Genomic DNA, 24,881 nt, shown 5'->3' on the forward strand with positions numbered 1-24,881 from the left:
AGATGGCAAATGATCAGGATTGTACTGGGTGAGGACCAGCGTCTTCTGCTTGGCGCACTCGCCTCTCTGCTTGAGCTGGAGGATGATATTGAAGTGGCTGCGCAGGGGGAAAATGGCAGGCAAACCCTGGAGCTCGTCGAAAAGCACCAGCCGGATGTATTAATCGTCGATATTGAAATGCCTTTAATGACCGGGCTGGAGGTGGCAGAGGCGCTGAAGGAAGCCGGATCTTCCTGCAAAGTGATCATTCTGACCACTTTTGCAAGGCCAGGCTATTTTCAGCGGGCGATCGCGGCAGGGGTGGGCGGCTATCTGCTGAAGGATACCCCAAGCAGGGATCTGGCGGAAGCAGTCCGCCGGGTGCATGCCGGGAACAGAATGATTTCACCGGAGCTTTCCCTTGCCATGTGGGAGGAAAAAAGCCCGCTCACACCAAGGGAAACCGAGATACTTGAATCCGCTGCCGCAGGGCATACAATGGCCCAAATCGCGTCACAGCTGTACCTGTCGCACGGCACAGTCCGAAATTATATGTCCGAAATCATCGGCAAGCTAGGTGCCGCCAACCGGATTGAAGCCGTCAACCAGGCAAAGGCGAAGGGCTGGATTAAATAGCGAAAGAGAATAAGTGGGAATCAGGCTCTGGCTTTTTGCCGGGGCTTTTTTTGTCGGGCAGGCGCCTGCTCGGGCGCCAATAAGTACATGACTGGCGGAGGGAAGGGCAAGTTATGTATGGCGGGATCGGGGTTTGGAGTACATGAGTGGGGGGAAGAAGAGGAAGTCATGTATCTCGGGAGAGTTTTGGAGTACATGAGTAGTGTCGAGAAGAGGAAGTCATGTATCCCGGGATCGTCCTGAAGTACATGAGTGGTGTGAAAAAAAGGAAGTCATGTATGCCGGAATTGTTTTGGAGTACACGAGTGCTTCGGAAAAGAGGGAGTCGTGTATCTCGGGAGAGTTTTGGAGTACATGAGTGCTTTGGAAAGGAGGGAGTCGTATATCTCGTGATTGTCCTGAAGTACATGAGTGGTGTGAAAAAGAGGAAGTCGTGTATCCCGCCATCGGAATCCGCGCAATACATACCTGCATTCACTTCAAACCCAAATACTAATCAGCCTTTTTGTACGCCGGTAAAAAACATTTGTGCTTTCTGGAAGGAAAAACTATTGATTTTTCTGCTTTAAAGCGTGATAATAAGAGTTAAATTTTAGCAGGGAAACTGCAGCTATGGGAGATGTGAAAATGAAGGTTGTAAAGTTTGGCGGTTCTTCTCTTGCTTCCGGCCGTGCAGTCGAAAAGGTCTTTGAGATTGCAGCAGCCGATGAGAGCCGCAAGATCATTGTTGTATCAGCTCCGGGCAAGCGATTCCCGGAGGACGAGAAAGTGACAGACATGCTGATTGACTGCGGGATATATGCCCTTGAAAAAGAGGGGGTGCCTCCGAAGCTGGAAAAGATCGTTGAACGGTACAGCCGGATAGCAGCTGAGCTGGGCCTTGGGGCAGAGGCAGAAGAAGAAGTAAGGGGCCGCCTCCTCGATACAATGGCCACAGGCAAAGAGCGGCCGGAATATTTTCTTGAAAAAGTAAAGGCATGCGGCGAGGATTTGAATGCGAGATTGATAGCGGAATATTTCACCTCCAGGGGAGTTGAGGCATCATATGTAAATCCGGGGGAGGCTGGGCTTTATGTGACAGATGAACCTGGCAATGCAAGAGCTCTTCCTGAAGCCTACTTCCATTTAAAGTCATTGCGGGACCGCAAAGGCATCATTATTTTTCCCGGCTTTTTCGGCTACAGCAAACAGGGCGATGTGCTTACTTTTTCAAGGAGCGGTTCGGATATCACCGGATCCATATTGGCAAATGGCATTGAAGCGGAGCTTTATGAAAACTTCACCGATGTGGATGCTGTCTATTCGGTGAATCCCCATACAGTAAGATCGCCGAAGGAAATCAGGGAACTCACATACAGGGAGATGCGGGAGCTGTCATACGCAGGATTTTCTGTATTCCATGATGAAGCGCTGATACCTGCCTACAAGGCCGGCATTACCGTGAATGTGAAAAACACGAATAATCCTGAGGCGCCAGGCACCAGGATTGTTGGCGAGAGGGACAATACAAACGGGCCGGTCATCGGAATTGCCAGTGATAAAGGATTCTGCAGCATCTATGTGAGCAAATATCTGATGAACCGGGAAATCGGCTTTGGCCGCAGGATCCTGCAGATTCTTGAGGATTTCGGATTATCCTATGAACACACTCCTTCGGGGATCGATGACCTGTCCATTATTCTCAGGCAGCATCAATTTGATCAAGCTGCCGAGGAACAAATAGCGGCAAGGATCAAAGAAGAGCTGGAGGCAGACGAGGTGATCATTGAACATGATCTTGCCCTCATTATGGTTGTCGGCGAAGGGATGAGGCATAATGTAGGCACGATGGCCAGGGCTTCAAAGGCGCTGGCAGCAGCGAAGGTAAATATAGAGATGATCAACCAGGGCTCATCCGAAGTGAGCATGATGTTCGGGGTGAAAGAAAATGATGAAAAAAGGGCAGTCAAAGCGCTTTATGAAGAGTTTTTTGAACCGGCCCGGACAGCTGTAAGATAATATAAGAACCTGATTGCATGGCAGTCAGGTATTTTTTTATGTAATTATATCGTTATATACGATATAATCGTAAATAACGATTAAAAGCGGAGGGATAAGATGATCAATCAAATCAATGAATACTTTACCGATATTTATTTCCATCTTCACCCTGAACAGCATGAGCCTATTTCTCACCAAAGCGTACGGATATTGCAAATGGTAGATAAAAAAGAAATCGTCATGATCCGCGATATTGCTTCACTGCTGTCTATTTCGCATAACACAGCTTCAGAGCATGTGAAAAAACTGACAGCGGGCGGATGGCTTTATAAAGAGAGGGATGAAGGGGATCAGCGAAAGGTATATTTGCACCTCACTGAATCAGGAATAGCGGTTCTCAAAAAGAATACAGAACTGGACGGAGAAAAGCTGAAGGCGGCACTCGAAAAATTGTCTGCGGAAGAAAGGCAGCAGATTTTCAAAGCCTTTAAGCTGCTGAGTGAGGCATCCAAATAAATGTATATGCTCATCAAAATATTAAGCTCTGCAGCAATCATTGGCATCATAACGGAATTGGCAAGGAGATTCCCGGTATATGGAGGCATGATTGCCGCCTTGCCGCTGGTCAGTCTGCTGAGCATCATCTGGCTGTCTGTCCAGGGGGAACCTGCACAGAATGTCACCCGTTTCACCCTGGGCGTTCTGTCCGGACTCCCCGCCACGATCATTATGCTGCTTGTCATTTACACCGCCTTCAAACATGCAATCCAGCTGCCTTTGGCAATTATAATGGGAATCGCATCATGGGGGATTTTCCTGCTGATTCAAAATTATTTCATGCAATCATTTATTAGATGAAAAGGAATCCCGTCCATCATACAAGTAACAGGCGTAACTCCAAAGCAGGGTTACGCTTCTTTTTGTGGAATAGTTTTATAGAAAAGTAAACACAAGCTTGAAAATGTTTCGCAGCATGACTATTACCCGGAAGCGAAAACGGGAATGGAGAAAAATGAAAACTGAAATTCAGAGAAACCGGTGGAAATAAAATCACTTCCACTGCTGAGGCGATCAGGTATAAATGCGTTTCATTCCAGCTAAAATGATAAAAAGTGAGGTTACTTTTATGTTCACTCTTATGGTTGCAAAAATGCTGCGCCTCCTTCCTAATCAAGCAAAAAAGAACCCTTTGATTACCAGGCAGCCTGTAAAAATGAAAAAAGATGTGACAGTTGAAACTTCTGTTCAGCATGCCGGGATTTCCTTATATTATCCGCTGGAAGCAGAACAGAAAAACTTTCCTGTCTATATCAATTTCCATGGGGGAGCGTTCATCATGAATGAGAAAGAGATGGATGATCCTTATTGCCGCTACCTGGCCAATCAGGCAAAATGTGTTGTTATAAATGTTGATTATGCAAAAGCACCGGAGTACCCTTTTCCAAAACCGATTGAACAGGGCTATGAAGTGATTCAATGGTTAAAAAGAAACGCCGGTGAGTTAAATATCGATGAGGAGAAAATCATGGTTGGCGGACAAAGCTCAGGGGCAAATATAGCAGCAGCGCTCTGTCTCTATCTGGAAGAGAAAGGGGACAGTCAGCCGCTGCTCCAGGTGCTGTCCTGCCCGATGCTGGATTTTGCCACCCCGCATGCTGATAAGCCGGAACCGGACAAGTGGCGCGCCCGATATCCGCAAGCGGCCCATTTTTTAAATATGTGCTATGTACCTGGCAAAGAGCAGGCGGAGCATCCCCACGCTTCCCCTGTCCGTGCAGAAGTGAGCGGACGGTTAGCTTCCGCTCTTATCCTGATAGCGGAATACGATGCATTCAGGCCGGAAGCCGAATATTATGCTGAGAAATTGAAAGCAGCCGGGGTGAACGTCCAAGAGGAGCTGTTCAGGGACTGTAAGCATGCTTTCACCCATAATGGCCCAAAAGAAAGTGCCGAAGAGGCCTGGAGGATGATTGCATCTGCAATCAAAGCTGCAGCTGAATCGTATGGAAATTGAGGCACCACTTGTATAATGTGTCTTTTCAGCACATTCAAGTTTTTGCAGGTGGAAACAAGGGTATAAAATACTTTTAAGGCTGCAGACCTCCGCGGCAGCAGATAAAAAGCCAATTGATGGACTGTCATATTTCAATGATCTGTTAATAGAGATCCAAAGGAGATGAATATGGAAACAGAGCAAAGGCAAGCGGACTTTGATTATTGTGAAAGAATCATAAAAAAACATTCCAAAAGCTTTTACTATGCTTTTTCACAGCTCCCGCGTGAAAAAGCGAATGCTGTTTATGCCATCTATGCTTTTTGCCGGACCGCAGATGAGTGTGCAGATGGAAAACATTCATTTAAGAAAAAGGTTCAGCTGCTGAGGCAGCTAAAGAAAGAACTTGATCTGTTTAATGATCATGCTGAATTGGATAAGCCGCTATGGCGCGCGCTCAGACAAGTGTTCAATACATACGAAATGGATATCGGCCCATTTTATGACCAGCTGGCCGGGCAGTCCATGGATTTATCTTTTACCGCCCCGAACACAATGAATGAACTGGAAAGATACAGCTACTATGTAGCGGGGTCTGTTGGTTTAATGCTTTTGCCTGTCATCGCTTCAAAACCTTCGGCGGATTTGCATTCAACCGTGGTAAACCTTGGCGTAGCCATGCAGATAACCAATATCCTGCGTGATATTGGCGAAGATTATCATGAAAAAAACCGCATCTATCTGCCCGGAGAAGAATTAAGCCATTTTCAATATTCACAGGAAGATTTACATAAAGGCATCATCAATGAAAATTTCATCAGCTTATGGGAGAAGCTTGCTGCACGTGCTGAATCATTATATAACGAGTTCTTGCTCAATATAGAGCTGCTGGATGAGGATAGCCGGATACCGGTCTATTTGTCTGCTCACGTATACAGGGGCATACTTGACGCTGTACGGAATAATGGATATCAATGTCTCACCAAACGGAATTATGTCACAAAAGAGAAAATGGCCCAAATCAATGCTGCAGTGAAAAGAGTCTTTGATTTGCGGGAAGGAGATGCATTAACAGTTGAAAAATAAAACCGTACTAGTCATCGGAGGCGGGCTCGGAGGGCTGTCGGCTGCCATTTCACTTGCCCAGGCCGGATACGATGTCTCCTTATATGAGAAAAATGACCATATCGGAGGGAAGCTGAACCGGCTCGATCAGGATGGCTTTGGATTTGATCTTGGCCCGTCCATCCTGACGATGCCGCAGATTTTTGAAAAATTGTTTGCTGCCAGCGGGAAATCCATGAAGGATTATGTCCCGATTGAAAAGCTGGATCATCAATGGCGCTCCTTTTTTCCTGATGGAAATGTCATAGATTTGTATGAAGATCTGAAGGAAATGCAAGAGAAGAACGCGTCCCTGAGTGAAAAGGACATGCAGGAATATCAAAATCTGCTCGATTATTCAAAACGGATTTATGATCTGACAGATAAAACCTACTTTCAGCATGGCGTTGATACAACGAGAGAAATCATGAAGCATACGGGTCTGTTCACAGCTTTGAGGAACTTTGATTTATTTTCTACTGTTCATGGAGCCATCGACAAGCGGATCAGCAATGAACAATTCCGAGATATGCTTTCGTATTTTATCAAGTACGTAGGTTCTTCCCCTTATGATGCACCGGCGGTTTTAAATATGATGATCTATATGCAGCATGACCAGGGGGTATGGTATGTACCGGGCGGACTGCATAATCTGGCGGGCGGCCTGGTGAAGCTGGCTGAAGAAGTTGGTGTCAAGTTCCACCTCGGCAGGCAGATCGCCAAGCTTGAAAAGAGCAACGGCGAAATTACAGGAGCTGTTCTGGAAGACGGGACAATGCTGACAGCAGATTATTTTGTTTCCAATATGGAAGTTATACCGGTCTATGAAAGATTATTGGAGGAAGACAGCTCTTACGTGAAAAAATTAAAGAAAAAATTCGAGCCTGCCAGTTCCGGACTCGTGATGCATTTAGGGGTGAAAAAGAGCTATCCGCAGCTGCGCCATCATAATTTCTTCTTCGCCGAAAATATGAAGCAGCAAATGCAGTCGATTTTCCATAAACATGAACTGCCGGAAGACCCGGTCATATATTTGGTCAACGTCAATAAAACAGATCCTTCGCAGGCGCCTGAAGGGCATGAAAATATAAAAGTCCTCCCCCATATTCCCTATATCCGGGATCAGAAGCCTTTTACGCAGCAGGACTATGAACAATTCGCTGAGAAGGTCCTCATCAAACTGGAAAGAATGGGACTCCACGACCTGCGGGAAAATATTGTCACAAAGGATGTATGGACACCGGAAGATATCAGACGGATGTATGGCTCTGACCGTGGTGCCATCTATGGAACAGTATCTGACCGCAAGAAAAATAAAGGATTCAAGCACCCGAAACAAAGTGAACGCTATAACAATCTATATTTTGTCGGCGGAACCGTGAACCCGGGCGGCGGTATGCCTATGGTCACCTTAAGCGGCCAGCTTGTAGGCAAGAAAATTGTTCAGCGGGATTCTTCTCATGCCTGACAATGACAGCCATTCTCTGAAATCATTGCCGGAGAGGCAGAGGGAGGATCTGTTTTCGGCGGGGAGCCCCTCTCTTGAAGCGCGCAAAAAACAGCTTTCAAAGCTGAAAGCAATGATTGTGGAACATGAAGAGGCATTTACCAGAGCCCTTCATGCAGATTTGGGGAAACCGGCATTCGAAGCCTTTTCCTCTGAAATTGCCGTTTTATTGAACGAGATCGATCATGTATGCAAGCATATAGCAAAATGGAACCGGAATTCCCGGTCCCGCTATCTTAAAATGGGATATGTAGAATCGGTTAAAAGGAAGCGGCATCCCTATGGGAGTGTACTCATTATCGGTTCGTGGAATTATCCGCTCCAGCTTTCCCTGATGCCTGCCATCGGCGCAATAGCCGCGGGGAACCGCTGCGTGATCAAGCCATCTGAACATGCACCGGCAACAGCTGAACTGCTGAAAAGGATCATCAATGATGCATTTCCTCCCGAACAGCTGCTTGTTGTGACAGGAGATGCACAGACCGCGAGCCAGTTGACTGCAGCCCCATTTGACCTGATTTTCTTTACAGGCAGCGGCCAGACAGGGAAGGCTGTGGCAGAGCAGGCAGCCAGGCAGCTCACTCCGGTGATACTCGAACTCGGCGGGAAAAATCCGTGCATCATGGATGAGTCCGGTTGTTCTATGGCCGCCATCAGGGAAATCGTCTGGGGTAAGTTCCTGAATGCGGGACAAACCTGCATTGCACCAGACACTCTTTTTGTCCATCAGTCCGTATATGAAAAAACGCTGAATGAAATTTCTGCAGCAGTTTCTGCTTTCTATGGCGAGCAGCCCAGGGAAAGCAGTGATTATGGACGGATCTGTACCGATGCCCATTTTCAGAAGGTGATTGAATTTATCGGACAGGGTGAAGTCCGGCATGGAGGGTCCTATGATCGCTCCGACCGGTTCATTGCCCCAACCGTGCTGACGGATTTAGAACCGGGAAGTCCGATCCTGCAGGAAGAAATATTCGGCCCGGTCCTTCCTGTCATTCCTTATACAGACATGAGAACATTATTATCCAGCGGCAGGATTCAGCGTGATGCACTTACAGGATATATTTTCAGCAAGAACAAGGACAACATCCAGCTGTTCAAGGAACATATGCGGTCATCAACCATCAGCGTCAATCAAGTCATCCACCATGCCGCAAGTCCGCATATCGCATTTGGCGGAGTGGGGACAAGCGGATACGGAGCTTATCACGGCAAAGCGGGTTTTCTGGCTTTCAGTTATGAAAAAACAGAATACAAAACACATCATTACATCCATTTTCAAGGTAAATTCCCGCCATATTCTGATACCGATATGAAAGCTTTGAAAAAGTTGAGAAAATGGCTGCTTTAATAGAAGCCTCATCATCATAAGGAGTTTTATCATGATTGCTTCATCACTCCCGTTTCATTGGATCATGGTCATTGATGTACTTGCATGGGCTTTCTTTCATCTATCCATCTCGGCCATTTGCCTGAAGCTGCCTTTATCCTGGTTTCTAAAAGACACATTCTGGTTTCGGATCTTCTCCTGGGAAAAGTCAGGTGAGCTGTGGCAGCGTTTATTCCGGGTGAAAAAATGGAAAGGCTATCTGATAGATGGCACGATTTTTCTCAAAAAAGGATACAGTAAGACGGAACTGCATGGCATCGGGCCGAGGGACTTGACTATCTTTGCCGCGGAAACAAAGCGCGCTGAATTGACGCACTGGCTTTCCATCCTGCCTGCTCCGCTGTTCTTCTTGTGGAATCCGGCAGGCGCAGGCTGGGCAATGATACTGTATGCCCTTGGTTTCAATCTTCCCATTATCGTGGTTCAACGCTACAATCGGGGGCGCATGACTAGCATTGCTTCAGGTCTTGCTAAAAGATGAAGCGGAATATTGTTTGGAAAAGAGGGATTTACATGAGTAAGAAAGTGATTGTCATCGGCGCGGGTGTAGCCGGGCTTGCCACTGCCATAAGGCTGCAGCATGCAGGATACCAGGTGGAGATATATGAAAAAGGACAGACACCCGGCGGCAAAATGAACCGGATTGAACTGGATGGCTATAAATTTGATCTGGGGCCAAGCATCGTCATGATGCCGGATTTATATCAGGAAATATTCGAACTGTGCGGCCGCGATCCGGATGATTATATTCCAATGGAAAAGCTGGACCCGATTTACCGGGCTTATTTCAGTGATATTCCCGACCAGCCTTTTGATATCTCATCAGATCTTACCAAATTGACAAAGATGATTGAATCGATCAGCGAAGATGACACTGCAGGCTTTTTTCAGTATCTGCAGGAAATTTACAAGCGCTTTGTCATCGCGAAGCATCATATTCTTCAAAGGCCATTCCGCAAAAGGTCCGATTTTTATAACCTCCCGATGCTGAAGAAAGCCTTGAAACTGAAACCATATGACACTGCCGAAACGTTCATAGGAAAATATATTAAGAATGAACGGCTGAAACAGCTGATCAGTTTTCAAACATTGTACATAGGCATTTCCCCTCTTAAAAGCCCTTCTTTTTACACCATGATCCCGATGATTCAATTTTTGTATGGAGTATGGTTTATTAAAGGCGGTATGTATACGATGGCCCTGGCCATGGAGAGGCTCTTCGGGGAACTTGGAGGAACCATTCACTATGGCAGGGATGTGCAGGAAATATCCATTCAAAATGGCCAGGCAGACGGAATAATCGTGGATGGCCAAAAGGTTTCATCAGATTATGTTGTCTGCAATGCTGACTTCCCGCATGCGATGAAGCACCTGGTGAAAGACACGGCCGCCAAAGGGAAATATACCGATAAAAAAATCGACAGCATGAAATACTCCTGTTCATGTTTTCTTTTATATCTCGGCATGGACCGGAAATATGAAGAAATCGACCATGTACATAACTTTATTTTCAACGAAAATCTTAATAAGAATCTGGAGGACATTTTTTCCGGGAAGAAACTGGAGAATGCCTCCTTTTATGTATATATCGCTTCAAAAATGGATCCCTCCCTTGCACCCGAGGGGAAGGATGGATTGTATATCCTGATGCCCGTCTCCGACAAATCTACAGCAGACTACGAATGGGACGAGGAAACCATTTCATATTATCGAGGCTACATCTTGAGTGAGTTGAAAAAAATCCGCGGCTTTGAAAATATCGAAAATGAGATTGTCACTGAAACGTATACAACACCACAGGATTTTGAGTCGAAATTCAATGCCTATAATGGTGCCACGTTCGGTTTACAGCCCATTTTGAAACAAAGCAACCACTATCGCCCGCAAAGCAAGGCCAGCACTTGTGAAAATCTGTACTTTACCGGAAGCAGCACACATCCCGGCGCCGGTGTCCCGATCGTGCTGCTCTCCGCCAGGATCACCGCACAGGAACTGATACAGGACGATACAGGCATTCTGTATGATTACTCAGCAAAATAAGGACTTGCCGGGGATGATAAAAGCTGTGTGCCGGCACGCAGAGGAAGGGGGCAGGTATGGCAGCTGCTGAAGCAATTAATCTTGCTGTTGGATTTCTGGCATTTATCGTTGGCATTATGATGTTCTGGTCTTTGCCTGTCCCTGTTTTCTCCTCCAGGCTTAAAGAGGATCTCCCGTTTCTGTCCATCATTATTCCTGCCAGAAATGAAGAAGGCAGGATATCACCGCTTCTGCAATCATTGCAGGAGCAGCGCTTCAGGCATTTTGAAATTTTGGTCATTGATGACGATTCATCGGACAATACCAGGGCTGTTGCGGAAAGCTATGGTGCCAGGATTCTGAAGAATACAGGCTCGGGTAAATCATCAGCCTGCTGGCAGGGTGCTGAGCAGGCCAAAGGAAATTGGCTGTTATTTTTAGACGCAGATACAAAATTCACCAGCGTGGACGGGCTGAGAAATCTGCTCCATTTCTATCAGGGCAAGGGAGCCAGGGGCATTGTGGCATTACAGCCCTTTCATACTGTTGAGCGCTTGTATGAACACCTCTCCGTTGTGTTTAACATCATTGTCGTGGCGGGAATGAATCTATTTACGATCTGGGGATCGCGGTTTAAAACTGCCGGCTCTTTCGGTCCGTGCATTCTTTGCAATCGGGACGATTACTTTTTGAGCGGAGGTCATAAAAAAATCGAGGGAGCCATCATGGATGACCTGGCACTGGGTGAGGCATTTCTGGAGCATGATCTCCCGGTCCGCTGCCTCGGCGGCAAAGGGATTATTTCCTTGCGCATGTATCCGGAAGGATTGGGCAGCCTTATCGAAGGCTGGTGCAAAAGCTTTGCCGTCGGAAGCAAATCCACTCATCCCGCCGTCATGCTTATGGTCATCTTCTGGATCGCCGGCAGTTTCATCGCTGCAGGGGCATTGATCTCATCCATCACTGACTGGAACCCTGCCGCCATGATAGTCAGCGGAATATTGTATATCCTCTACAGTATACAAACAGCATGGTTTGCCCGCAGAGTCGGCAACTTCAGATGGGCCATCTTCCCTTTCTACCCGGTACTATTCCTGTTCTTCGCAGGAATCTATCTATATTCCTTCATCCGCGTCAACATATTCCACTCAGTGAAGTGGAAGGGGCGTAATATTAAGGTTTGAGCCAGGGGGACAGACCCCATGGCTCTTTTTTTGAAGCAGGGCCGGGGGGACAGACCCCATGGCTCATTTTTTTGGAGCAGGGCCGGGGGGACAGACCCCATGGCTCATTTTTTGGAGCAGAGCCGGAGGGACAGACCCCATGGCTCATTTTTGGAGCAGGGCCAGGGGGAAAGACCGCTTGGCTCATATTTTAGCCTGGGCCGAGGGCCTGTTCCTGTGGTCTTTTAAATTTGACGCAGTTTGCAAGTGGAAAGTCGTCATTGGCTAGTCACAGGGCAGGTTAGGGATGATAATATAATATCTGTTCTGTTAAACAAGCTGAAACGGTAATTAAATTTGCAAGTGTGCAGATGGCCAAAGGAGGGACGATTATGACTTCTCTTACCCGGATTAAGATGCCAGCAGGATTTTGGACTGGGTTACAGCAATTAGGGATCTCGGCACAAGACGTGGTTCGAAAAGCACGAGTGCCCCTCACTATCTTGAATGAACCAGTTGTTACTGCTGCTCAGTATTTTGCAATCTGGCAGGCATATTCAGACATGGTTGACGACATAGCGAAAGGAATCATCAAACTTACAACAGTCTTTGAAACGTCTCATTATCCACCGGCAATTTTAGCGACCTACCATGCTCGTGATTACCGCGATGCACTACACCGAATGGTCCGGTATAAGCAGCTGTGTCCTCCTGAAAGCTTACGTGTCACTGAGGAAGGCGAGTATTGCCATATCGATTTGGACTGGCAGCATACCGGGGAAACTGTTCCTCCGATGCTGGTCGGCATTACATTATCATTTCTTATGGAGTTAGGGAGACGAGGCACAGGTAAACCTTTGACTGCGAGATTCGTTGAATTTTCGCACCCAATGGGCAATGTAAACACGCTTGAAGCTTATTTCGGCTGCAGTATCCGAATCGGAGCAGATAGAAACCGGTTAACCCTGCACCGAAAAGATCTGGCCCTCCCTTTTGTCTCGTATAACCTAGAATTGCTGGAAGCTTTGACGCCTGTATTGGATAAATCATTGAATGAAGAGCAGCACAGCCGCTCAAACACCGAAGTGGTTAAGTGGATCATCGAACGCAGCTTAGCAGATGGGCGCCCCAACATTCATACTGTAGCGAGCGAACTGGGAATGAGTGATCGTACCCTACAGCGCCGGCTAACGGAAGAAGGTACAAGGTTCAATCATCTGCTCGCAGAAGTTCGGCATAGCCAGGCGCGAAAGTATTTATTAAACCCTTCTATAGATATTAAAGAAGTGGCATTTCTGGTTGGCTACGAAGATCAAAATGCATTTTTCCGAGCCTTTCGCCTCTGGGAAGGAGATACTCCTTCAAATTGGCGTAATGAACATATGGAGGCAAAGGCAAACTCAATACATTAACCTTGTCTTTTTATTACGATATTACGAGCAGGGGGAAAATTTATGGACATGGGTCTAAAAAATAAAACAGCTCTAGTTACAGGTTCCACCCGAGGCATTGGGAGAGCAATTGCTATTGAACTTGCCAAAGAAGGTGTGAATGTACTGATTAATGGAAGAAACGACGCAGAGGTAGAACGGATTGTGAATGAAATGAAGGTGGATTTTCCGGATACCTCTCCCGGAAATGCAACAGCCGACATAGTGGATCGCAATCAAAGAGAAGCCTTGTTTAGAAAGTACCCCAATATTGATATTTTGGTTAACAATATGGGTATTTACGAAATCATGGAATATGAGGACGTTGACGATGAGATTTGGGAAAAGTACTTTCGGACTAATGTTCTTGCTGCAAATGGATTAACTAAATTTTATTTACCGAAAATGCTGAATAATGGCTTTGGCCGTGTTATCTTTATTGCAAGCGAGGAGGCAGTTATGCCTTCTGGTCAGATGCCGCAATATTGTATGACAAAATCAATGGTATTATCATTGTCTAAAAGCTTATCTAAATTAACAAAAGGTACGGAAGTCACAGTCAATACCATTATGCCAGGACCGACACTCTCTGAAAATGTCCATCAAATAATTGATGGGATTTATCCAAATGAGGATATGAGCTTCCAGGATAAAGAGAAAAAATTCATGAATTTAAACTTACCTCAATCCGAGTTACAGCGATTTATCAGACCAATAGAAATAGGACGACTGGCTGCATTTGTTTGCAGTCCCTATGCAAATGCGTTTAAAGGGTCCCCTATCCGTATGGACGGAGGAATGGTGCCAACTATTTATTAGAAGAACCAAGGGGACAGACCCCGTGGCTCTTTTTTGAAATTGGGCCGGGGGGTCTGTCCCCATGGCCTCTAGGAGGCAGATGAATGACAAAATTCGAGATCAATGAAATGACTCAAGCCTTTATCAGGAAATATAAACTCTTTGAAGAGGATATTGTACAGCAGATCCAGCTGCAGCACCGGCTGAATCTGGCTGCGGCCTTTCAGATTAAGGAAGGCATGCGTGTGCTTGAGGTGGGCTGCGGGCAAGGAGACACTACGGCGGCACTTGCAGATGCAGTAGGGAATGACGGGTTTGTTACGGCGATGGATGTGGCCAGTCCGGAATATGGAGCTCCATTCACTTTGGGAGAAGCTGCAGAAAGGATTAAGAAATCCTCCATAGGAGAGCGGGTTTCTTTTCACTTTGAAGCGAATCTTGAAGACTTTACAGGGGAAGCTCCTTTTGATGTGGCTGTTCTGTCCCATTGCTCATGGTATTTTAAGCACCCTGAGGATTTGCTTCGCACTTTTATCATGCTGCGCCAGCTGGCAAAAAGGATTTGTTTTGCAGAGTGGGACCTGGATTTCACAAGAATGGACCAGCGTGCCCATTTTTGTGCTGCTTCCATTCTCGCTTTATATTCTAATTTTGTAGACAACGAGGGGAATATCCAGAACTTATTCCATAAATCTCGTATCCAGGAGCTGCTGAAGGAGGCAGGATTTACAGTTGAGGGACAATTGACTGTAGATGCGTCTTATCTGCAGGATGCCAAATGGGAAAAAGATTTTGCGAACAGCATCCGGCCCCAATTCTCAAAAGCACCTGAAATGATTCAGACCTTAGTGAACAGCTATTATGAACTGATGAATCACAGCAATGCTAATGAAAGGTCTCTTGATAGTTTTATACTTTGTGGAAGTTGAGCCAAGGGGACAGGTCCCTTGGCTCTTTTTGAGGCGGGGGAGCTGTCCCTTTGGCCTTTATATAAATGATGCCAGGAAAAAACTAAGGCAGATCCATACACAAAGTGGTGAATATAGGGCGGTATCTTGTTTTGCAAATCTGGTATGTTTGATTTTCTTGAAAAAGCCTACATATCTGCCATCTCCAATAGCGCGCAGCAGGAAAACAGTTCCACCAGCTATACAAAGCCATTTTGAAAGAGTGGAGGATTTGATGATGGTGAGCAAATCTGCTTGAACTATTAAAAGTACAGATGCAAAAAAGCAAAGAAGCCCGATAAAAAGTGTGCCTGCCATTCTTGGCTGTAAAACTGGCAAGTGACCATCATCCTTAGTTGGAAGCACCATATCTAATCCCAACTTACCCCCAAATGCCCAAAAAACGTGTAATATACCAATACTGATTAATTAAGAGACGTTATACTTATTATAACGTTTACCAAAAGACCACCTCTTCTGCATGTTATGATCCTCCGTTACTAACTTGCTGCATCATAATTATACTTATTTATTTCTCAATTCAGCACAAATTTTGCCAAGGAAGAACCAAGGGGAAAGAACCAAGGGGACAGGTCCCTTGGCTCTTTTTGGGCCGAGGGACCTGTCCCCTTGGCCTTTACAGCTATAACTAGTTATGATTATGTATAATTAGTTATGTTTAGTTGGAAAGGAAGAAAGATGTGAAAAAGCAATTTGTTATTTTGTTTTATGTCCTGCTGCTATTTGGAGTGATGGCAGGGTGTTCGGGTAATGAAGCAAAGGAAGGACAAGATGGGAACAGTGAAAAGAAACAGGAATTGACAGTTTCTGCTGCGGCAAGCCTTCAAGATGCTTTAAATGATATAAAAGCTTCTTTTGAAAAAGAACATCCTAATGTGATAGTCAACTTTAACTTTGGGGGTTCAGGGGCACTCCAGCAGCAAATATCCCAAGGAGCACCGGTGGATCTTTTTTTCTCAGCGGCAGAAGACAAATTCGATAAACTGGCAGAGGATGGGGTAATTGATAGTGCCGAAGGATTGGATCTGGTCGGAAATGACCTTGTGCTGATTGTGCCAAAGAATTCTGATAAAAACATTCAGTCGTTTGAAGACCTGGCTAAAGCTGACAAAATATCAATCGGCACCCCGGCGGCTGTGCCAGCAGGACAATATGCCAAAGATACACTGGAACATTTAAATGTCTGGAAATCTATCGAAGGCCAGGTTGTTTATGCGAAGGATGTCAGGCAGGTCCTTACATATGTAGAAACAAACAATGTTGACGCAGGCATCGTCTATAAAACAGATGCCTTGGTTTCGCAGAAGGTAAAGATTGCAGCAACTGCGGAAGAGGGTGCCCATGCTCCTATCATTTATCCTGTGGGTGTGATCAAGGATAGTGCCCATCCTGAAGAAGCCCATTTATTTTACGATTATCTGCAAAACGAAACGTCAATGAAGATTTTTGAAAAGCACGGGTTTAAGGGTTTGAGATGAATTGTGAATAGGTATTTTGTATTCAGCTGCCAGATCAGGCGGCTTTTTTTATAGAAAAAAGGACAATGCAGTTCAAAAATAATTCATAATTCTTATATTTATTTATACCGTATGGGGGTATAATATATAACAAATAATATTGGGGAGTGAATGGGGATGAAGAAAAAACTAATTGGTGTTCTTAGCCTTGCTGCAGTTATTGGGCTAAGCGGCTGTGGCAATGATTCAAGCACAGAAAATTACAATAATGAAGCTGAAGAGGGACAGGTGGATCATTCGGAGCATTCGGAAATGAACCATTCCAGTTCCGGGGAAGTGCATGAAGGGTTAAAAGAAGCAGATAATGCCACATATCCAGTCGGAAGCACCGTTATATTAGAAACCGGCCATATGGAAGGAATGGAAGGTGCTGAAGCAGAAGTTTCCGGTGCCTATGACACAACAGTATATGCCGTTTCTTACACGCCAACAACTGGTGGGGAAAAGGTGGAAAACCATAAGTGGATCATCCAAGAGGATATAAAGGATGCCGGAGATTCTCCATATAAAGCGGGAGATGAAGTCACCTTGAACGTGCAGCATATGGAAGGAATGAAGGGTGCTAAGGCTGTAATTGATTCAGCAGAAAGTACGACTGTTTATATGGTAGATTTCACGCCGACAACAGGTGGAGAAAAAGTGGAAAATCACCAGTGGGTTACAGGAGACGAGATTTCAGCGAAATAGAAGCCAAGGGGACAGACCCCATGGCTTTTTTTTGAGATTGGGCCAGGGGGACAGACCCCATGGCTTTTTTTGAGATTGGGCCAGGGGGCCAGACCCCCTGGCATTCCTTGGCATTATAAAAGTATTTAATGCTTAAATTAAAACGAAGTTAAATAAAGTATAAGTTTACTTTACTTTTGTATATGAATGGTTTATATTTTATTCAAGAGGTGATGGTCATGAAGAAAGATTTTGGTGACTCCATATCAAATAAGGTTTATGAATACCGGGTACTTGCCAGGATGTCTCAGCAAGAATTGGCTGAGCAAGTCGGGGTCTCTAAACAAACCATCTTCGTAATGGAAAAAGGGAATTATGTTCCCACTTTGCTGTTGGCTTTTCGTATTGCAGAATTTTTTAAGGTTGATGTAAACGATATTTTCACTTATGAGAAAGGAAATGATTCTAATGGAAATTAAGTCTATATCGGATATCCCCAACGCCATTTTTTACCCTTTGAAGACATGGGCCGAACAGTCCTCCGGGAATTGGAATATCCTTGTGGGAATCGGTTTTTTACTGCTCATAGGCAGTGCCATTTTTGCTTACATTTTTTACAAGAAGATTGGGAAGGACGACGAACGGACAAATAAGATCTTTTTGAAAAGCAGTTACTTTATGCTGATGGCCATTATTTTATGTGACACCATTTTTCCGAGGGACTATATGTGGAATATATTTTTCTTATTTAAATATGCTTTGGCAATTCTGGCTTGCGGCATTTATTTGGCAGCTCAATATAAAAAGGATTTCACGTAAGGAATTCCAGCTTAGGATGGAGGGTTAAACGATGTTGATAAGTAATCTGACTAAGCAATACGGAAGATCTACAGTCTTACACGATCTTTCTTTAGAGTTACATCCAGGAGAAATCGTTGGTCTGGTGGGCAGAAATGGCGCTGGAAAAAGCACTTTGATGAGGATTATAGCGCAAACTGTTCAAACCTATAAGGGATCAGTTGCTGATAACCATCAGGTAGGATACTTAATAGAGGAGCCAAAACTATTCAGCAATAAAACAGGACTTTTCCACTTAACCTATTTTTCGGGGATTTACGGTAATACTTTTGAATTAACCTCTTATGAAGAGCTTTTGAGGAACCTGCAGTTATCCGATGTGCTGAATAAAAAGGTAAAAGAATATTCACTTGGAATGCGGCAGAAGCTGGGAATCGCCATAAGCCTGCTTAATCATCCAAGCTACATCGTATTAGATGAACCTACTAACGGCATGGATGTGGAAACATCTTTTGAGGTTTTGCAGGAACTGAGAAAAATGGCTGATGAGCGAAATGTCGGTATTTTGATTTCCAGCCATAAGCTTGAAGATATTGAAGCAGTCTGTGATCGGGTTTTATTCATAGAGGATGGCACAATTGCTGCTGAACAGGACTTTTTACAGGAAGAGCAGCGTATGATCAGGCTAGTCTTTGATAATCCAGATGATTTAGCCGATTTCACTTCGGAACAGCATTTCGGCAGGGTAATCCATTCGGGTGACAGAGATATTCAGTTTGAAACCGCTATGGAGAATGCAGAGATTTTTGAGGTGATAAACCGTCTGGGCATCCGGCTGACCGATTTTACTGCGGAGAAGAAAACCCTGCGCAGTGTGTATATGAATAAATTCAGGGGTGAAGATCATGACCATCAGTATTAACAGATATGTGGTTTACAACCTGAAAGAGCTGCTTAAAAATGGCTATCTGGCAGCTGGTTTGCTTGGGGCTTGTGTACCTGCATTGATTATGGCTTTTGTAATTCTTAAGGGAGGCACTCCGTTCAACATCAAGCATGTTTCTAATTTTTACTGTATGCTGGGCATGCTCGCAGCAGTCTTAACGCCGCTTTACTTTATTAATAGAGACTACTCGGCCAAAACGATTTCTCTGATTAATAACTCAGTGAAGAACAGAAGAAACTATGTTTTCGCTAATGGTATTATCGCACTTTCGGTAAGCTTCCTTTATGCAGTGATAGGAATGGTGCTGTTTCAAGCGGCAAAAATGCGGGGGGTGTCCGGTGACTTAGAGCTCTCTTTCCTGGCTGGTTTCTCTGTGAATGTCTTTCTCCTGGTATTGACCTATTTCTTATTAGGCTATCTGTTATTCTTATATAATTTTCGCAGTGGTGCGGTATATGGAATTTTAACAGCCATACTGCTGTTTTTCCCCAATGCCCTGGCCAGTATCCAAGGAATGACCCACAACGGGTTTCTCTCAAAAATCATTGAGAACTTTCCCGGGTACTTCTATCCCATCATGGTCGGATCAAATCCGCTCTCCCCTCTGCAATATTCAATTGGCTGCCTTACACTGGCCGTTTTGTTTACGGCTGTACTTAAAAAAAGTGAAAGAATCGAAATATAGAGCCAAGGGGACAGGTCCCTTGGCTCTTTTTTATGAAATTGGGCCAGGGGACCTGTCCCCTTGGCATCACTAAGTGTGAATACTAATCATTAATAATGGTGGTCACATGTATGACGTCTTCCTTGCCTTTACATCCTTCTAACTGATAAGTGGTTTGATTATTTTTGTCTAATTTTTTTATGCTTTCACACACATCTTCTTTTACTAATTGATCCCCAAATTCATCTTCTCTTGTATCCTTTATCGAGGTTAGTTGACCATTGGAATAGTTTAAGTCATGAATAATCGGATCGCCTTCGTCTGTGTAATTTACTACCCGGATTCTACTGTCCTTATTCTTAGAAACATCTTCAGTAAATTCTTCAAGTAAACTAAGATTCTCAATCTGTCCGTGAGTATTGACTACATCATGCTTAGAAGGAGAATATTCGCCACAGCCTGAAAGAAAAAATAGCAATAAAAAGCCCATAAATAATTTCCTCATTTAATCACTCCCTAACAGTAAGATGCCATCAATTATTGCGTATCAATAGATTGTCATTGAACAAGTGAATCCAGCATTTCTTTATAGTTCGAAGACCAGCTGACGAGCCAGGCAGCTTCTCTTCCTTCATAAGTGGGAAGGTTTTTTGAAAAAAGGGAAAAATTTGAAACTCTTTTACCGGGTTAACCGTATATTATATAAGAATATTATAAACACATATTGAATATACAGATAGGCGGTTTTGTTATGTACGTATACGGTGTTGAACCTGCTGCTGGTGCGAGATTAGCCTTGTTGTTAGCTATTGTTCTAGTATTGTTATTTAGCTTCAATATGTTAGCAAGAAAATGGTTTAAAGTAGAGAAGAAGAAATTCTTTTCTTATAACCATGTGAACGATAAACATATGAAGATTGATTGGACAATCAGGCTTACATCAATGGCCAGCATCTTGGTGGGATATGCGATAAACATCACAAGAGACCCATCAGACTGGTATTGGTTTTTACAGCCGTGGTTTTTCCTTCCTGTTTTTATCGTCATTTCTCAAGCAGTTACAGCAGTCATGGAAAAGAAGTATGCCCAGAATCCCAATGCGTATAAAGTAACACTCAGTGAGTTAATATTTATACTTATATTGTTCTTTACACTATACCAGACAGATTTTTGGGGATTAGGGTGAGCCAGGGGGACAGGTACCTTGGCTCTTTTTGAAACTGGGCCAGGGGACCTGTCCCTCTGGCTCCAAGAGAAGGTGATTTTTATTAGAAAAGTAATCCAATTTTTTATGTTCATATTGATTGTAAGTCTGTTTGGCTGCTCGAAAAACCCCATAAATGATGATGATGTTTTAGAATTGCTGAAAGTATATAAGAAGGAACAATATACAATTGAGGAGCCCTCTGACCCACCCACAGAGGATGAAATAGTTCAACGCATAAAGACATATTTGAGCACAGAAGCATTAGAGGAATTGAGTGCAAATCGTGTCTTCAGCATTGCACCGGATATTGCGTCCCACACAAATAAACCCGTTAAGGTGAACGATGTTCAGATTAAAGAGCTGGAGAAAAATGAAGATGGTACAGCTGATTATACTTATACTGTAGAAATCCAGCTTGGTGAAGGGGCTAATGCAGAAATCATTAAAAACAATGGACAATTAACCGTTTCATCTGAAGATGGATTGAAAATTATTAGGGACTGGGAAGAAAAAGATCATTTTAAAAAATTTTATTAAAGTTTAGTTGCCAAACCAGGCGGCTTTTCTTATTCCGTAAAAAGGGCATTTTTATGAGAAGAAGACGATAAGAGTGTCGTATTTCACACTAAATGTCTCGGACTGCATTTTTTGTGAACATTTATGAACCGCAACCCCATAGTGCCTCGTCATTTATGTTGAAAGCCAGAGAAAGGGGGCTGAGATGTGGAGCCATTTAAAGATGGGGGAAACGTTGAGTTCGATGAGATCGTTAAAGAATATGTAAATGATATTCGGAAAGTTGTTTACACATATGTCAGAAACCATCACACAATGGAAGATATTACTCAGGAAGTGTTTTGGTCTGCCTATCGGAATTATGAGCAGTTTCGAGGAGAAAGCTCAGTGAAAACGTGGCTGATTAAAATAGCTGTTAATAAGGCAAAGGATTATTTAAAAAGCTGGCATTACAGGACAATGCAATTTACGAATCTAATAAAGGAGGATACCGTCAAACGAGATACAGAACAGATGGTGCTTGATCATGATAGGGACACGGAGCTCGCCAGGACCATTATGGATCTTCCAATTAAATATCGTGAAGTCATCCTCCTATACTATTATGAAGATTACGATACAGCCGAAATAAGTATCATTCTTGGCCTAAAGCTGAATAAGTAAAAACCAGATTAATCCGCGGAAGGGACTTGCTTAAAAGGAGGTTTGACTTTTAATGGATCAATACCAAAAGCCCATCAAACAGGCACTGGATAAACATTTCTTTGACCAGCTTGCCTTATCAGAAACAGAAGCTGCCCATTTTGCCTCCAGTATTAAAAAGAAACCAGAGGGAAAGCCATCCAAGCGAACAGCATTTATTTTCCCTGCAATAGCCGTGGGTTTTGTACTGTTGTTCTCCTTCCTCCTGTTTAAGCCTTTTGTAGAAGATATAAATAATGTATCAGCAGATATTCAAGAGCAGGCAACAGAAGAATTTGGCCATTCGGTGCTCATCCCGGAAATAGAAGGCTATTCCATTAACTTTGCAGCAATTTCATATCCGATTAATAAAGAGGCCGTGGATTTGACGATTGATTATGGTACAAACACAGGAAAATGGGTTCAACCTTTCGCTAATGAAACGAACCGGGAAAGATGGGAAAAGGAGCAAAGTGCAGACCTTTTGTACGGACCCTATCAAGGAAAAAGGGCATTTAGCCTTCAATACCGCCCTAACCATTTATTCTTTGAAGGAGACCAAGTAAAGAAAAGAGAACTCAATGGAATCTCCATCCAGTATGAACATATTCAAAGAGATAATGAACTCGTGATGGTGAGCTTTAAGTCGAATGAGGGAACCTATTTCATGGATTTTCTTATCAACGAGAACTTTACACTGGCTGATTCTGAAAAGGTTCTAGATGATATAACAAAACAATTCAATAAAATCTCTCCGTAAAATATAGAGCCATGAGGACAGGTCCCTTTGATCTTTTTGAAAACTGGGCCAGGGGACCTGTCCCCCTGGCTCATTCAAACCAGGCGGCTTTTCTACACCCAAAAAGGGACAGTATATCGAAAGAAGGACATGGAGAATAAAAATAGAATCTATTGATAGAAACGACAAGGAGGTGATGCATGGGTTCATGATTATCTTATAAACCATGCAGCCTCTTGTTTTTATAAAGGGATATAAGAGTTAGAAAAATAGTTATCAAAAAGGAGGCTGCCATTTGAAAAAAATACTATCAGCCATAATGTTAATCCTTGTTTTATTGATGGCGTCATGCAGTAAAACAGACTTTGAAGATGGCAGCCTAATTCATGATGAGCAAACACAATCAGCAGACCAACTGAGTAAGGCTGTAGAGGTGGCCTACAGTGAAAAAGAATTTGCTGAATTGGGGAGGATCTTTAACTTTGAAAAAGAACTTCCCAGTGTTGATTTTGAAAAATCGGCTATTTTAATCGCACAAACAATGGAGAACTCTTGTCCTAAAGAAATTGAAAAATTAGAGTTGGACAAGGCAGGAGAATATTTAATAATTGAAACCGTGCAAAAAGAGAATACCTGTAACGACATTGGAATTCCAAGGACTTTTGTTTTCAAGTTAGACAAAGAAAAGTTAGAAAAAGTTGAAATGGTTATGTTTGAAGGCGAGGAATTTACCTTAGAAGATTAAGCATCAAAGATCTTATTTGATTAGGAGATAGCAGATGAAGTCACCATACAACAAGGTTTATATACCTTTAACTATTATTGCAATTATTGTATTAATCCTGCATAAAATTGGGCCATTTGCTGGGCAATTAAGACTTGCTGGCTTTGCTCTCTTCACTATACTATGTGCTGCCTTAGTTATCGAAAGTAGAAGGACTAAAGGAAAAGTATTTGCGGCTATTGTTTATTTCTTTTTTGGATTTGTTATGTATAAATTTAGTTAAGCTAATTGTTGCAGGGGGAATTATCATACTCCTAAAGGAGGATCAATCCATGAATATTTCAATCGATACAGCAAAGATCGATGACCATAACGCTATCAATTTAATAGTTAAAGAGGGGCAGGATGAGCACTCAGAAGCACTGCCATACATATTTAATAAGGTGGACCAGGTCATGCCTGAAAGCTACTACCGTGAGTTGCTGGAAGATCCAAAGAGTGAGATTTTAATTGCTAAAATCTCTGAAGAAATAGTGGGGTTTGCGGTAATGGAATTAAATGAATCTCCGCCATTTGACTCAATGGTAACAAGGAAATTTGCTTATATGAATGATTTTGGCATAAAGAGAAGCTGCCAAAGAAAAGGAATAGGGAAAATCTTATTTGAAGCATGTGTGGAATGGTCTAAAAACAAAGATGCTGCATCCTTAGATCTAAATGTATGGGAGTTTAACAAAAAAGCCATTTCGTTCTATGAGAATTTTGGGATGGAAACCATCAGCAGAAAAATGACCTTGCGTTTATGAACCAAGGGGTCTGTCCCCGTGGCATATTCATTACATAAAGTCTTCTTAGGGAGTTGGAAAGTTTGGAAAGCCATCAGTTACCCAGAGTAATACTTAGGGAGTTATCTTTTGATGATGTTGAGGACCGTTATAAATGGTGTCTGGATAGAGAGGTTATAAAGCATCTAAATATGCCTAATAAATATCCTCCGTTTAGCAGGGAAGAGACACATAAGTGGATTGAAATGTGCATGCACCGTACGAATGGCTATGAACAAAGAGCGATTATGACCGAAGAAGGAAGGCACATTGGCTGGGTAGATTTAAAGAATATAGATCAATTGAATAAACATGCTGAGCTTGGAATAGCCATCGGTGATAAAAATTACTGGCATAAGGGGTTCGGTTTAGCAGCTATGCAAGAAATGCTGAAGGTTGGCTTTAATGAATTAGGCTTAAATAAGATTTGGCTAAGGGTAGAAGTGGATAATGAAAAAGCGATTAAGTCATATAGCCGAGCAGGATATCAAGAAGAAGGTATCCTGAGGCAGGATAGATTGAGAAATGGAGAATTTGTTGACCGTCTGAGGATGAGCATTCTTAAAGATGAATTCTTCGGGGAACAGGGCATTTAGTTAAGGTTAGCAAAAACCACGGGGTAAAAATTACTG

General features: G+C 43.6%; 30 protein-coding genes. 28 read left to right on the plus strand and 2 right to left on the minus strand.

The window, feature by feature from the left end:
* The first annotated feature begins 9 nt into the window (after window positions 1-9).
* The 14 genes from FZD51_RS02515 (at window position 10) to FZD51_RS02580 (ending at window position 14,928) form a co-directional block, all read left to right on the plus strand.
* The gene (locus tag FZD51_RS02515) at window positions 10-615 is read left to right on the plus strand and encodes a response regulator transcription factor (protein ID WP_148973332.1); all 606 of its coding nucleotides are present in this window, start codon (window positions 10-12) and stop codon (window positions 613-615) included.
* A gap of 627 nt (window positions 616-1,242) precedes the next feature.
* A complete protein-coding gene (locus FZD51_RS02520) occupies window positions 1,243-2,613 on the plus strand; it encodes an aspartate kinase (RefSeq protein WP_148973333.1) in 1,371 nt (456 codons plus the stop codon).
* A gap of 99 nt (window positions 2,614-2,712) precedes the next feature.
* Window positions 2,713-3,111, plus strand: coding sequence for a MarR family winged helix-turn-helix transcriptional regulator (locus FZD51_RS02525; protein ID WP_148973334.1), 399 nt, complete (start codon window positions 2,713-2,715; stop codon window positions 3,109-3,111).
* A complete protein-coding gene (locus FZD51_RS02530; RefSeq protein WP_148973335.1) occupies window positions 3,112-3,453 on the plus strand; it encodes a DUF3147 family protein in 342 nt (113 codons plus the stop codon).
* Between the two features lie 268 nt (window positions 3,454-3,721).
* Window positions 3,722-4,609 (plus strand): alpha/beta hydrolase, encoded by an 888-nt coding sequence (locus FZD51_RS02535; RefSeq protein ID WP_262380658.1) that lies wholly within the window; start codon window positions 3,722-3,724, stop codon window positions 4,607-4,609.
* Window positions 4,610-4,777: 168 nt separating this feature from the next.
* Window positions 4,778-5,674, plus strand: coding sequence for a phytoene/squalene synthase family protein (locus tag FZD51_RS02540; RefSeq protein ID WP_262380659.1), 897 nt, complete (start codon window positions 4,778-4,780; stop codon window positions 5,672-5,674).
* Window positions 5,664-7,160 carry a phytoene desaturase family protein gene (locus FZD51_RS02545; RefSeq protein WP_148973337.1) on the plus strand — a complete coding sequence of 499 codons (1,497 nt, stop codon included), beginning with the start codon at window positions 5,664-5,666 and terminating at the stop codon, window positions 7,158-7,160. Before FZD51_RS02540 ends, FZD51_RS02545 begins: the two co-directional genes overlap by 11 nt.
* Window positions 7,153-8,550, plus strand: coding sequence for an aldehyde dehydrogenase family protein (locus tag FZD51_RS02550; protein ID WP_148973338.1), 1,398 nt, complete (start codon window positions 7,153-7,155; stop codon window positions 8,548-8,550). The genes FZD51_RS02545 and FZD51_RS02550 overlap by 8 nt, the downstream gene beginning before the upstream one ends.
* A gap of 31 nt (window positions 8,551-8,581) precedes the next feature.
* Window positions 8,582-9,070 (plus strand): glycosyl-4,4'-diaponeurosporenoate acyltransferase CrtO family protein, encoded by a 489-nt coding sequence (locus FZD51_RS02555; RefSeq protein WP_148973339.1) that lies wholly within the window; start codon window positions 8,582-8,584, stop codon window positions 9,068-9,070.
* Between the two features lie 32 nt (window positions 9,071-9,102).
* On the plus strand, window positions 9,103-10,629 hold the full coding sequence (locus tag FZD51_RS02560; protein ID WP_148973340.1) for a phytoene desaturase family protein: 1,527 nt from the start codon (window positions 9,103-9,105) through the stop codon (window positions 10,627-10,629).
* Between the two features lie 56 nt (window positions 10,630-10,685).
* Window positions 10,686-11,792, plus strand: a complete 1,107-nt coding sequence (locus FZD51_RS02565) for a glycosyltransferase family 2 protein (RefSeq protein ID WP_148973341.1) — start codon at window positions 10,686-10,688, stop codon at window positions 11,790-11,792.
* Window positions 11,793-12,163: 371 nt separating this feature from the next.
* Window positions 12,164-13,183: a helix-turn-helix transcriptional regulator gene (locus FZD51_RS02570; RefSeq protein WP_148973342.1), complete on the plus strand. Its 1,020-nt coding sequence runs from the start codon at window positions 12,164-12,166 to the stop codon at window positions 13,181-13,183.
* Window positions 13,184-13,225: 42 nt separating this feature from the next.
* Window positions 13,226-14,020 carry an SDR family NAD(P)-dependent oxidoreductase gene (locus FZD51_RS02575; protein WP_148973343.1) on the plus strand — a complete coding sequence of 265 codons (795 nt, stop codon included), beginning with the start codon at window positions 13,226-13,228 and terminating at the stop codon, window positions 14,018-14,020.
* An 83-nt stretch (window positions 14,021-14,103) separates the two neighbouring features.
* A complete protein-coding gene (locus FZD51_RS02580) occupies window positions 14,104-14,928 on the plus strand; it encodes a class I SAM-dependent methyltransferase (RefSeq protein ID WP_148973344.1) in 825 nt (274 codons plus the stop codon).
* Window positions 14,929-14,985: 57 nt separating this feature from the next.
* On the opposite strand, the gene FZD51_RS02585 is transcribed toward FZD51_RS02580, so the two are convergent.
* Complete coding sequence (locus FZD51_RS02585; protein WP_148973345.1) at window positions 14,986-15,372, minus strand: DUF3995 domain-containing protein; 387 nt, start codon at window positions 15,370-15,372, stop codon at window positions 14,986-14,988.
* Window positions 15,373-15,647: 275 nt separating this feature from the next.
* Between FZD51_RS02585 and modA the strand changes: the two genes are divergently transcribed.
* From modA to FZD51_RS02615, 6 genes are all read left to right on the plus strand, one after another.
* Entirely contained in the window at window positions 15,648-16,445 is a 798-nt protein-coding gene (gene modA, locus FZD51_RS02590; protein WP_148973346.1) for a molybdate ABC transporter substrate-binding protein, read from the plus strand.
* Between the two features lie 156 nt (window positions 16,446-16,601).
* Window positions 16,602-17,171 (plus strand): YdhK family protein, encoded by a 570-nt coding sequence (locus FZD51_RS02595; RefSeq protein ID WP_148973347.1) that lies wholly within the window; start codon window positions 16,602-16,604, stop codon window positions 17,169-17,171.
* A gap of 218 nt (window positions 17,172-17,389) precedes the next feature.
* Complete coding sequence (locus FZD51_RS02600; protein ID WP_022543327.1) at window positions 17,390-17,629, plus strand: helix-turn-helix transcriptional regulator; 240 nt, start codon at window positions 17,390-17,392, stop codon at window positions 17,627-17,629.
* On the plus strand, window positions 17,619-17,969 hold the full coding sequence (locus FZD51_RS26470; protein WP_148973348.1) for a DUF2178 domain-containing protein: 351 nt from the start codon (window positions 17,619-17,621) through the stop codon (window positions 17,967-17,969). The genes FZD51_RS02600 and FZD51_RS26470 overlap by 11 nt, the downstream gene beginning before the upstream one ends.
* 31 nt (window positions 17,970-18,000) lie before the next feature.
* Entirely contained in the window at window positions 18,001-18,870 is an 870-nt protein-coding gene (locus FZD51_RS02610; RefSeq protein WP_148973349.1) for an ABC transporter ATP-binding protein, read from the plus strand.
* A complete protein-coding gene (locus tag FZD51_RS02615) occupies window positions 18,854-19,579 on the plus strand; it encodes an ABC transporter permease (protein ID WP_148973350.1) in 726 nt (241 codons plus the stop codon). Before FZD51_RS02610 ends, FZD51_RS02615 begins: the two co-directional genes overlap by 17 nt.
* An 82-nt stretch (window positions 19,580-19,661) precedes the next feature.
* On the opposite strand, the gene FZD51_RS02620 is transcribed toward FZD51_RS02615, so the two are convergent.
* Window positions 19,662-20,063, minus strand: coding sequence for a DUF4362 domain-containing protein (locus FZD51_RS02620; RefSeq protein ID WP_148973351.1), 402 nt, complete (start codon window positions 20,061-20,063; stop codon window positions 19,662-19,664).
* 246 nt (window positions 20,064-20,309) lie between these two features.
* On the opposite strand from FZD51_RS02620, the gene FZD51_RS02625 reads away from it, so the two are divergent.
* From FZD51_RS02625 to FZD51_RS02660, 8 genes are all read left to right on the plus strand, one after another.
* A complete protein-coding gene (locus FZD51_RS02625; RefSeq protein ID WP_187445604.1) occupies window positions 20,310-20,744 on the plus strand; it encodes a DUF4181 domain-containing protein in 435 nt (144 codons plus the stop codon).
* Between the two features lie 18 nt (window positions 20,745-20,762).
* On the plus strand, window positions 20,763-21,302 hold the full coding sequence (locus tag FZD51_RS02630; RefSeq protein WP_148973353.1) for a hypothetical protein: 540 nt from the start codon (window positions 20,763-20,765) through the stop codon (window positions 21,300-21,302).
* Between the two features lie 186 nt (window positions 21,303-21,488).
* Window positions 21,489-21,944 carry a sigma-70 family RNA polymerase sigma factor gene (locus tag FZD51_RS02635; protein ID WP_148973354.1) on the plus strand — a complete coding sequence of 152 codons (456 nt, stop codon included), beginning with the start codon at window positions 21,489-21,491 and terminating at the stop codon, window positions 21,942-21,944.
* 52 nt (window positions 21,945-21,996) lie between these two features.
* Window positions 21,997-22,722, plus strand: a complete 726-nt coding sequence (locus FZD51_RS02640) for a hypothetical protein (RefSeq protein ID WP_148973355.1) — start codon at window positions 21,997-21,999, stop codon at window positions 22,720-22,722.
* A gap of 274 nt (window positions 22,723-22,996) precedes the next feature.
* A complete protein-coding gene (locus FZD51_RS02645) occupies window positions 22,997-23,446 on the plus strand; it encodes a hypothetical protein (RefSeq protein ID WP_148973356.1) in 450 nt (149 codons plus the stop codon).
* Between the two features lie 34 nt (window positions 23,447-23,480).
* Window positions 23,481-23,708 (plus strand): hypothetical protein, encoded by a 228-nt coding sequence (locus FZD51_RS02650; protein WP_148973357.1) that lies wholly within the window; start codon window positions 23,481-23,483, stop codon window positions 23,706-23,708.
* A 49-nt stretch (window positions 23,709-23,757) separates the two neighbouring features.
* Window positions 23,758-24,231 (plus strand): GNAT family N-acetyltransferase, encoded by a 474-nt coding sequence (locus FZD51_RS02655; RefSeq protein WP_148973358.1) that lies wholly within the window; start codon window positions 23,758-23,760, stop codon window positions 24,229-24,231.
* Window positions 24,232-24,284: 53 nt separating this feature from the next.
* Window positions 24,285-24,845 (plus strand): GNAT family N-acetyltransferase, encoded by a 561-nt coding sequence (locus tag FZD51_RS02660; RefSeq protein WP_148973359.1) that lies wholly within the window; start codon window positions 24,285-24,287, stop codon window positions 24,843-24,845.
* The last annotated feature ends 36 nt before the right edge of the window (window positions 24,846-24,881 follow it).

This window comes from Bacillus infantis, from assembly GCF_008180445.1.
Taxonomy (GTDB): Bacteria; Bacillota; Bacilli; order Bacillales; family Cytobacillaceae; genus Bacillus_AB; species Bacillus_AB infantis_B.

Coding starts and splice junctions, on each gene's coding strand:
- FZD51_RS02515 (WP_148973332.1), top strand. CDS start 10: ATGATCAGGATTGTACTGGGTGAGGACCAGCGTCTTCTGCTTGGCGCA.
- FZD51_RS02520 (WP_148973333.1), top strand. CDS start 1,243: ATGAAGGTTGTAAAGTTTGGCGGTTCTTCTCTTGCTTCCGGCCGTGCA.
- FZD51_RS02525 (WP_148973334.1), top strand. CDS start 2,713: ATGATCAATCAAATCAATGAATACTTTACCGATATTTATTTCCATCTT.
- FZD51_RS02530 (WP_148973335.1), top strand. CDS start 3,112: ATGTATATGCTCATCAAAATATTAAGCTCTGCAGCAATCATTGGCATC.
- FZD51_RS02535 (WP_262380658.1), top strand. CDS start 3,722: ATGTTCACTCTTATGGTTGCAAAAATGCTGCGCCTCCTTCCTAATCAA.
- FZD51_RS02540 (WP_262380659.1), top strand. CDS start 4,778: ATGGAAACAGAGCAAAGGCAAGCGGACTTTGATTATTGTGAAAGAATC.
- FZD51_RS02550 (WP_148973338.1), top strand. CDS start 7,153: ATGCCTGACAATGACAGCCATTCTCTGAAATCATTGCCGGAGAGGCAG.
- FZD51_RS02555 (WP_148973339.1), top strand. CDS start 8,582: ATGATTGCTTCATCACTCCCGTTTCATTGGATCATGGTCATTGATGTA.
- FZD51_RS02560 (WP_148973340.1), top strand. CDS start 9,103: ATGAGTAAGAAAGTGATTGTCATCGGCGCGGGTGTAGCCGGGCTTGCC.
- FZD51_RS02565 (WP_148973341.1), top strand. CDS start 10,686: ATGGCAGCTGCTGAAGCAATTAATCTTGCTGTTGGATTTCTGGCATTT.
- FZD51_RS02570 (WP_148973342.1), top strand. CDS start 12,164: ATGACTTCTCTTACCCGGATTAAGATGCCAGCAGGATTTTGGACTGGG.
- FZD51_RS02575 (WP_148973343.1), top strand. CDS start 13,226: ATGGACATGGGTCTAAAAAATAAAACAGCTCTAGTTACAGGTTCCACC.
- FZD51_RS02580 (WP_148973344.1), top strand. CDS start 14,104: ATGACAAAATTCGAGATCAATGAAATGACTCAAGCCTTTATCAGGAAA.
- FZD51_RS02595 (WP_148973347.1), top strand. CDS start 16,602: ATGAAGAAAAAACTAATTGGTGTTCTTAGCCTTGCTGCAGTTATTGGG.
- FZD51_RS02600 (WP_022543327.1), top strand. CDS start 17,390: ATGAAGAAAGATTTTGGTGACTCCATATCAAATAAGGTTTATGAATAC.
- FZD51_RS26470 (WP_148973348.1), top strand. CDS start 17,619: ATGGAAATTAAGTCTATATCGGATATCCCCAACGCCATTTTTTACCCT.
- FZD51_RS02610 (WP_148973349.1), top strand. CDS start 18,001: ATGTTGATAAGTAATCTGACTAAGCAATACGGAAGATCTACAGTCTTA.
- FZD51_RS02615 (WP_148973350.1), top strand. CDS start 18,854: ATGACCATCAGTATTAACAGATATGTGGTTTACAACCTGAAAGAGCTG.
- FZD51_RS02620 (WP_148973351.1), bottom strand. CDS start 20,063: ATGAGGAAATTATTTATGGGCTTTTTATTGCTATTTTTTCTTTCAGGC.
- FZD51_RS02625 (WP_187445604.1), top strand. CDS start 20,310: ATGTACGTATACGGTGTTGAACCTGCTGCTGGTGCGAGATTAGCCTTG.
- FZD51_RS02640 (WP_148973355.1), top strand. CDS start 21,997: ATGGATCAATACCAAAAGCCCATCAAACAGGCACTGGATAAACATTTC.
- FZD51_RS02650 (WP_148973357.1), top strand. CDS start 23,481: ATGAAGTCACCATACAACAAGGTTTATATACCTTTAACTATTATTGCA.
- FZD51_RS02655 (WP_148973358.1), top strand. CDS start 23,758: ATGAATATTTCAATCGATACAGCAAAGATCGATGACCATAACGCTATC.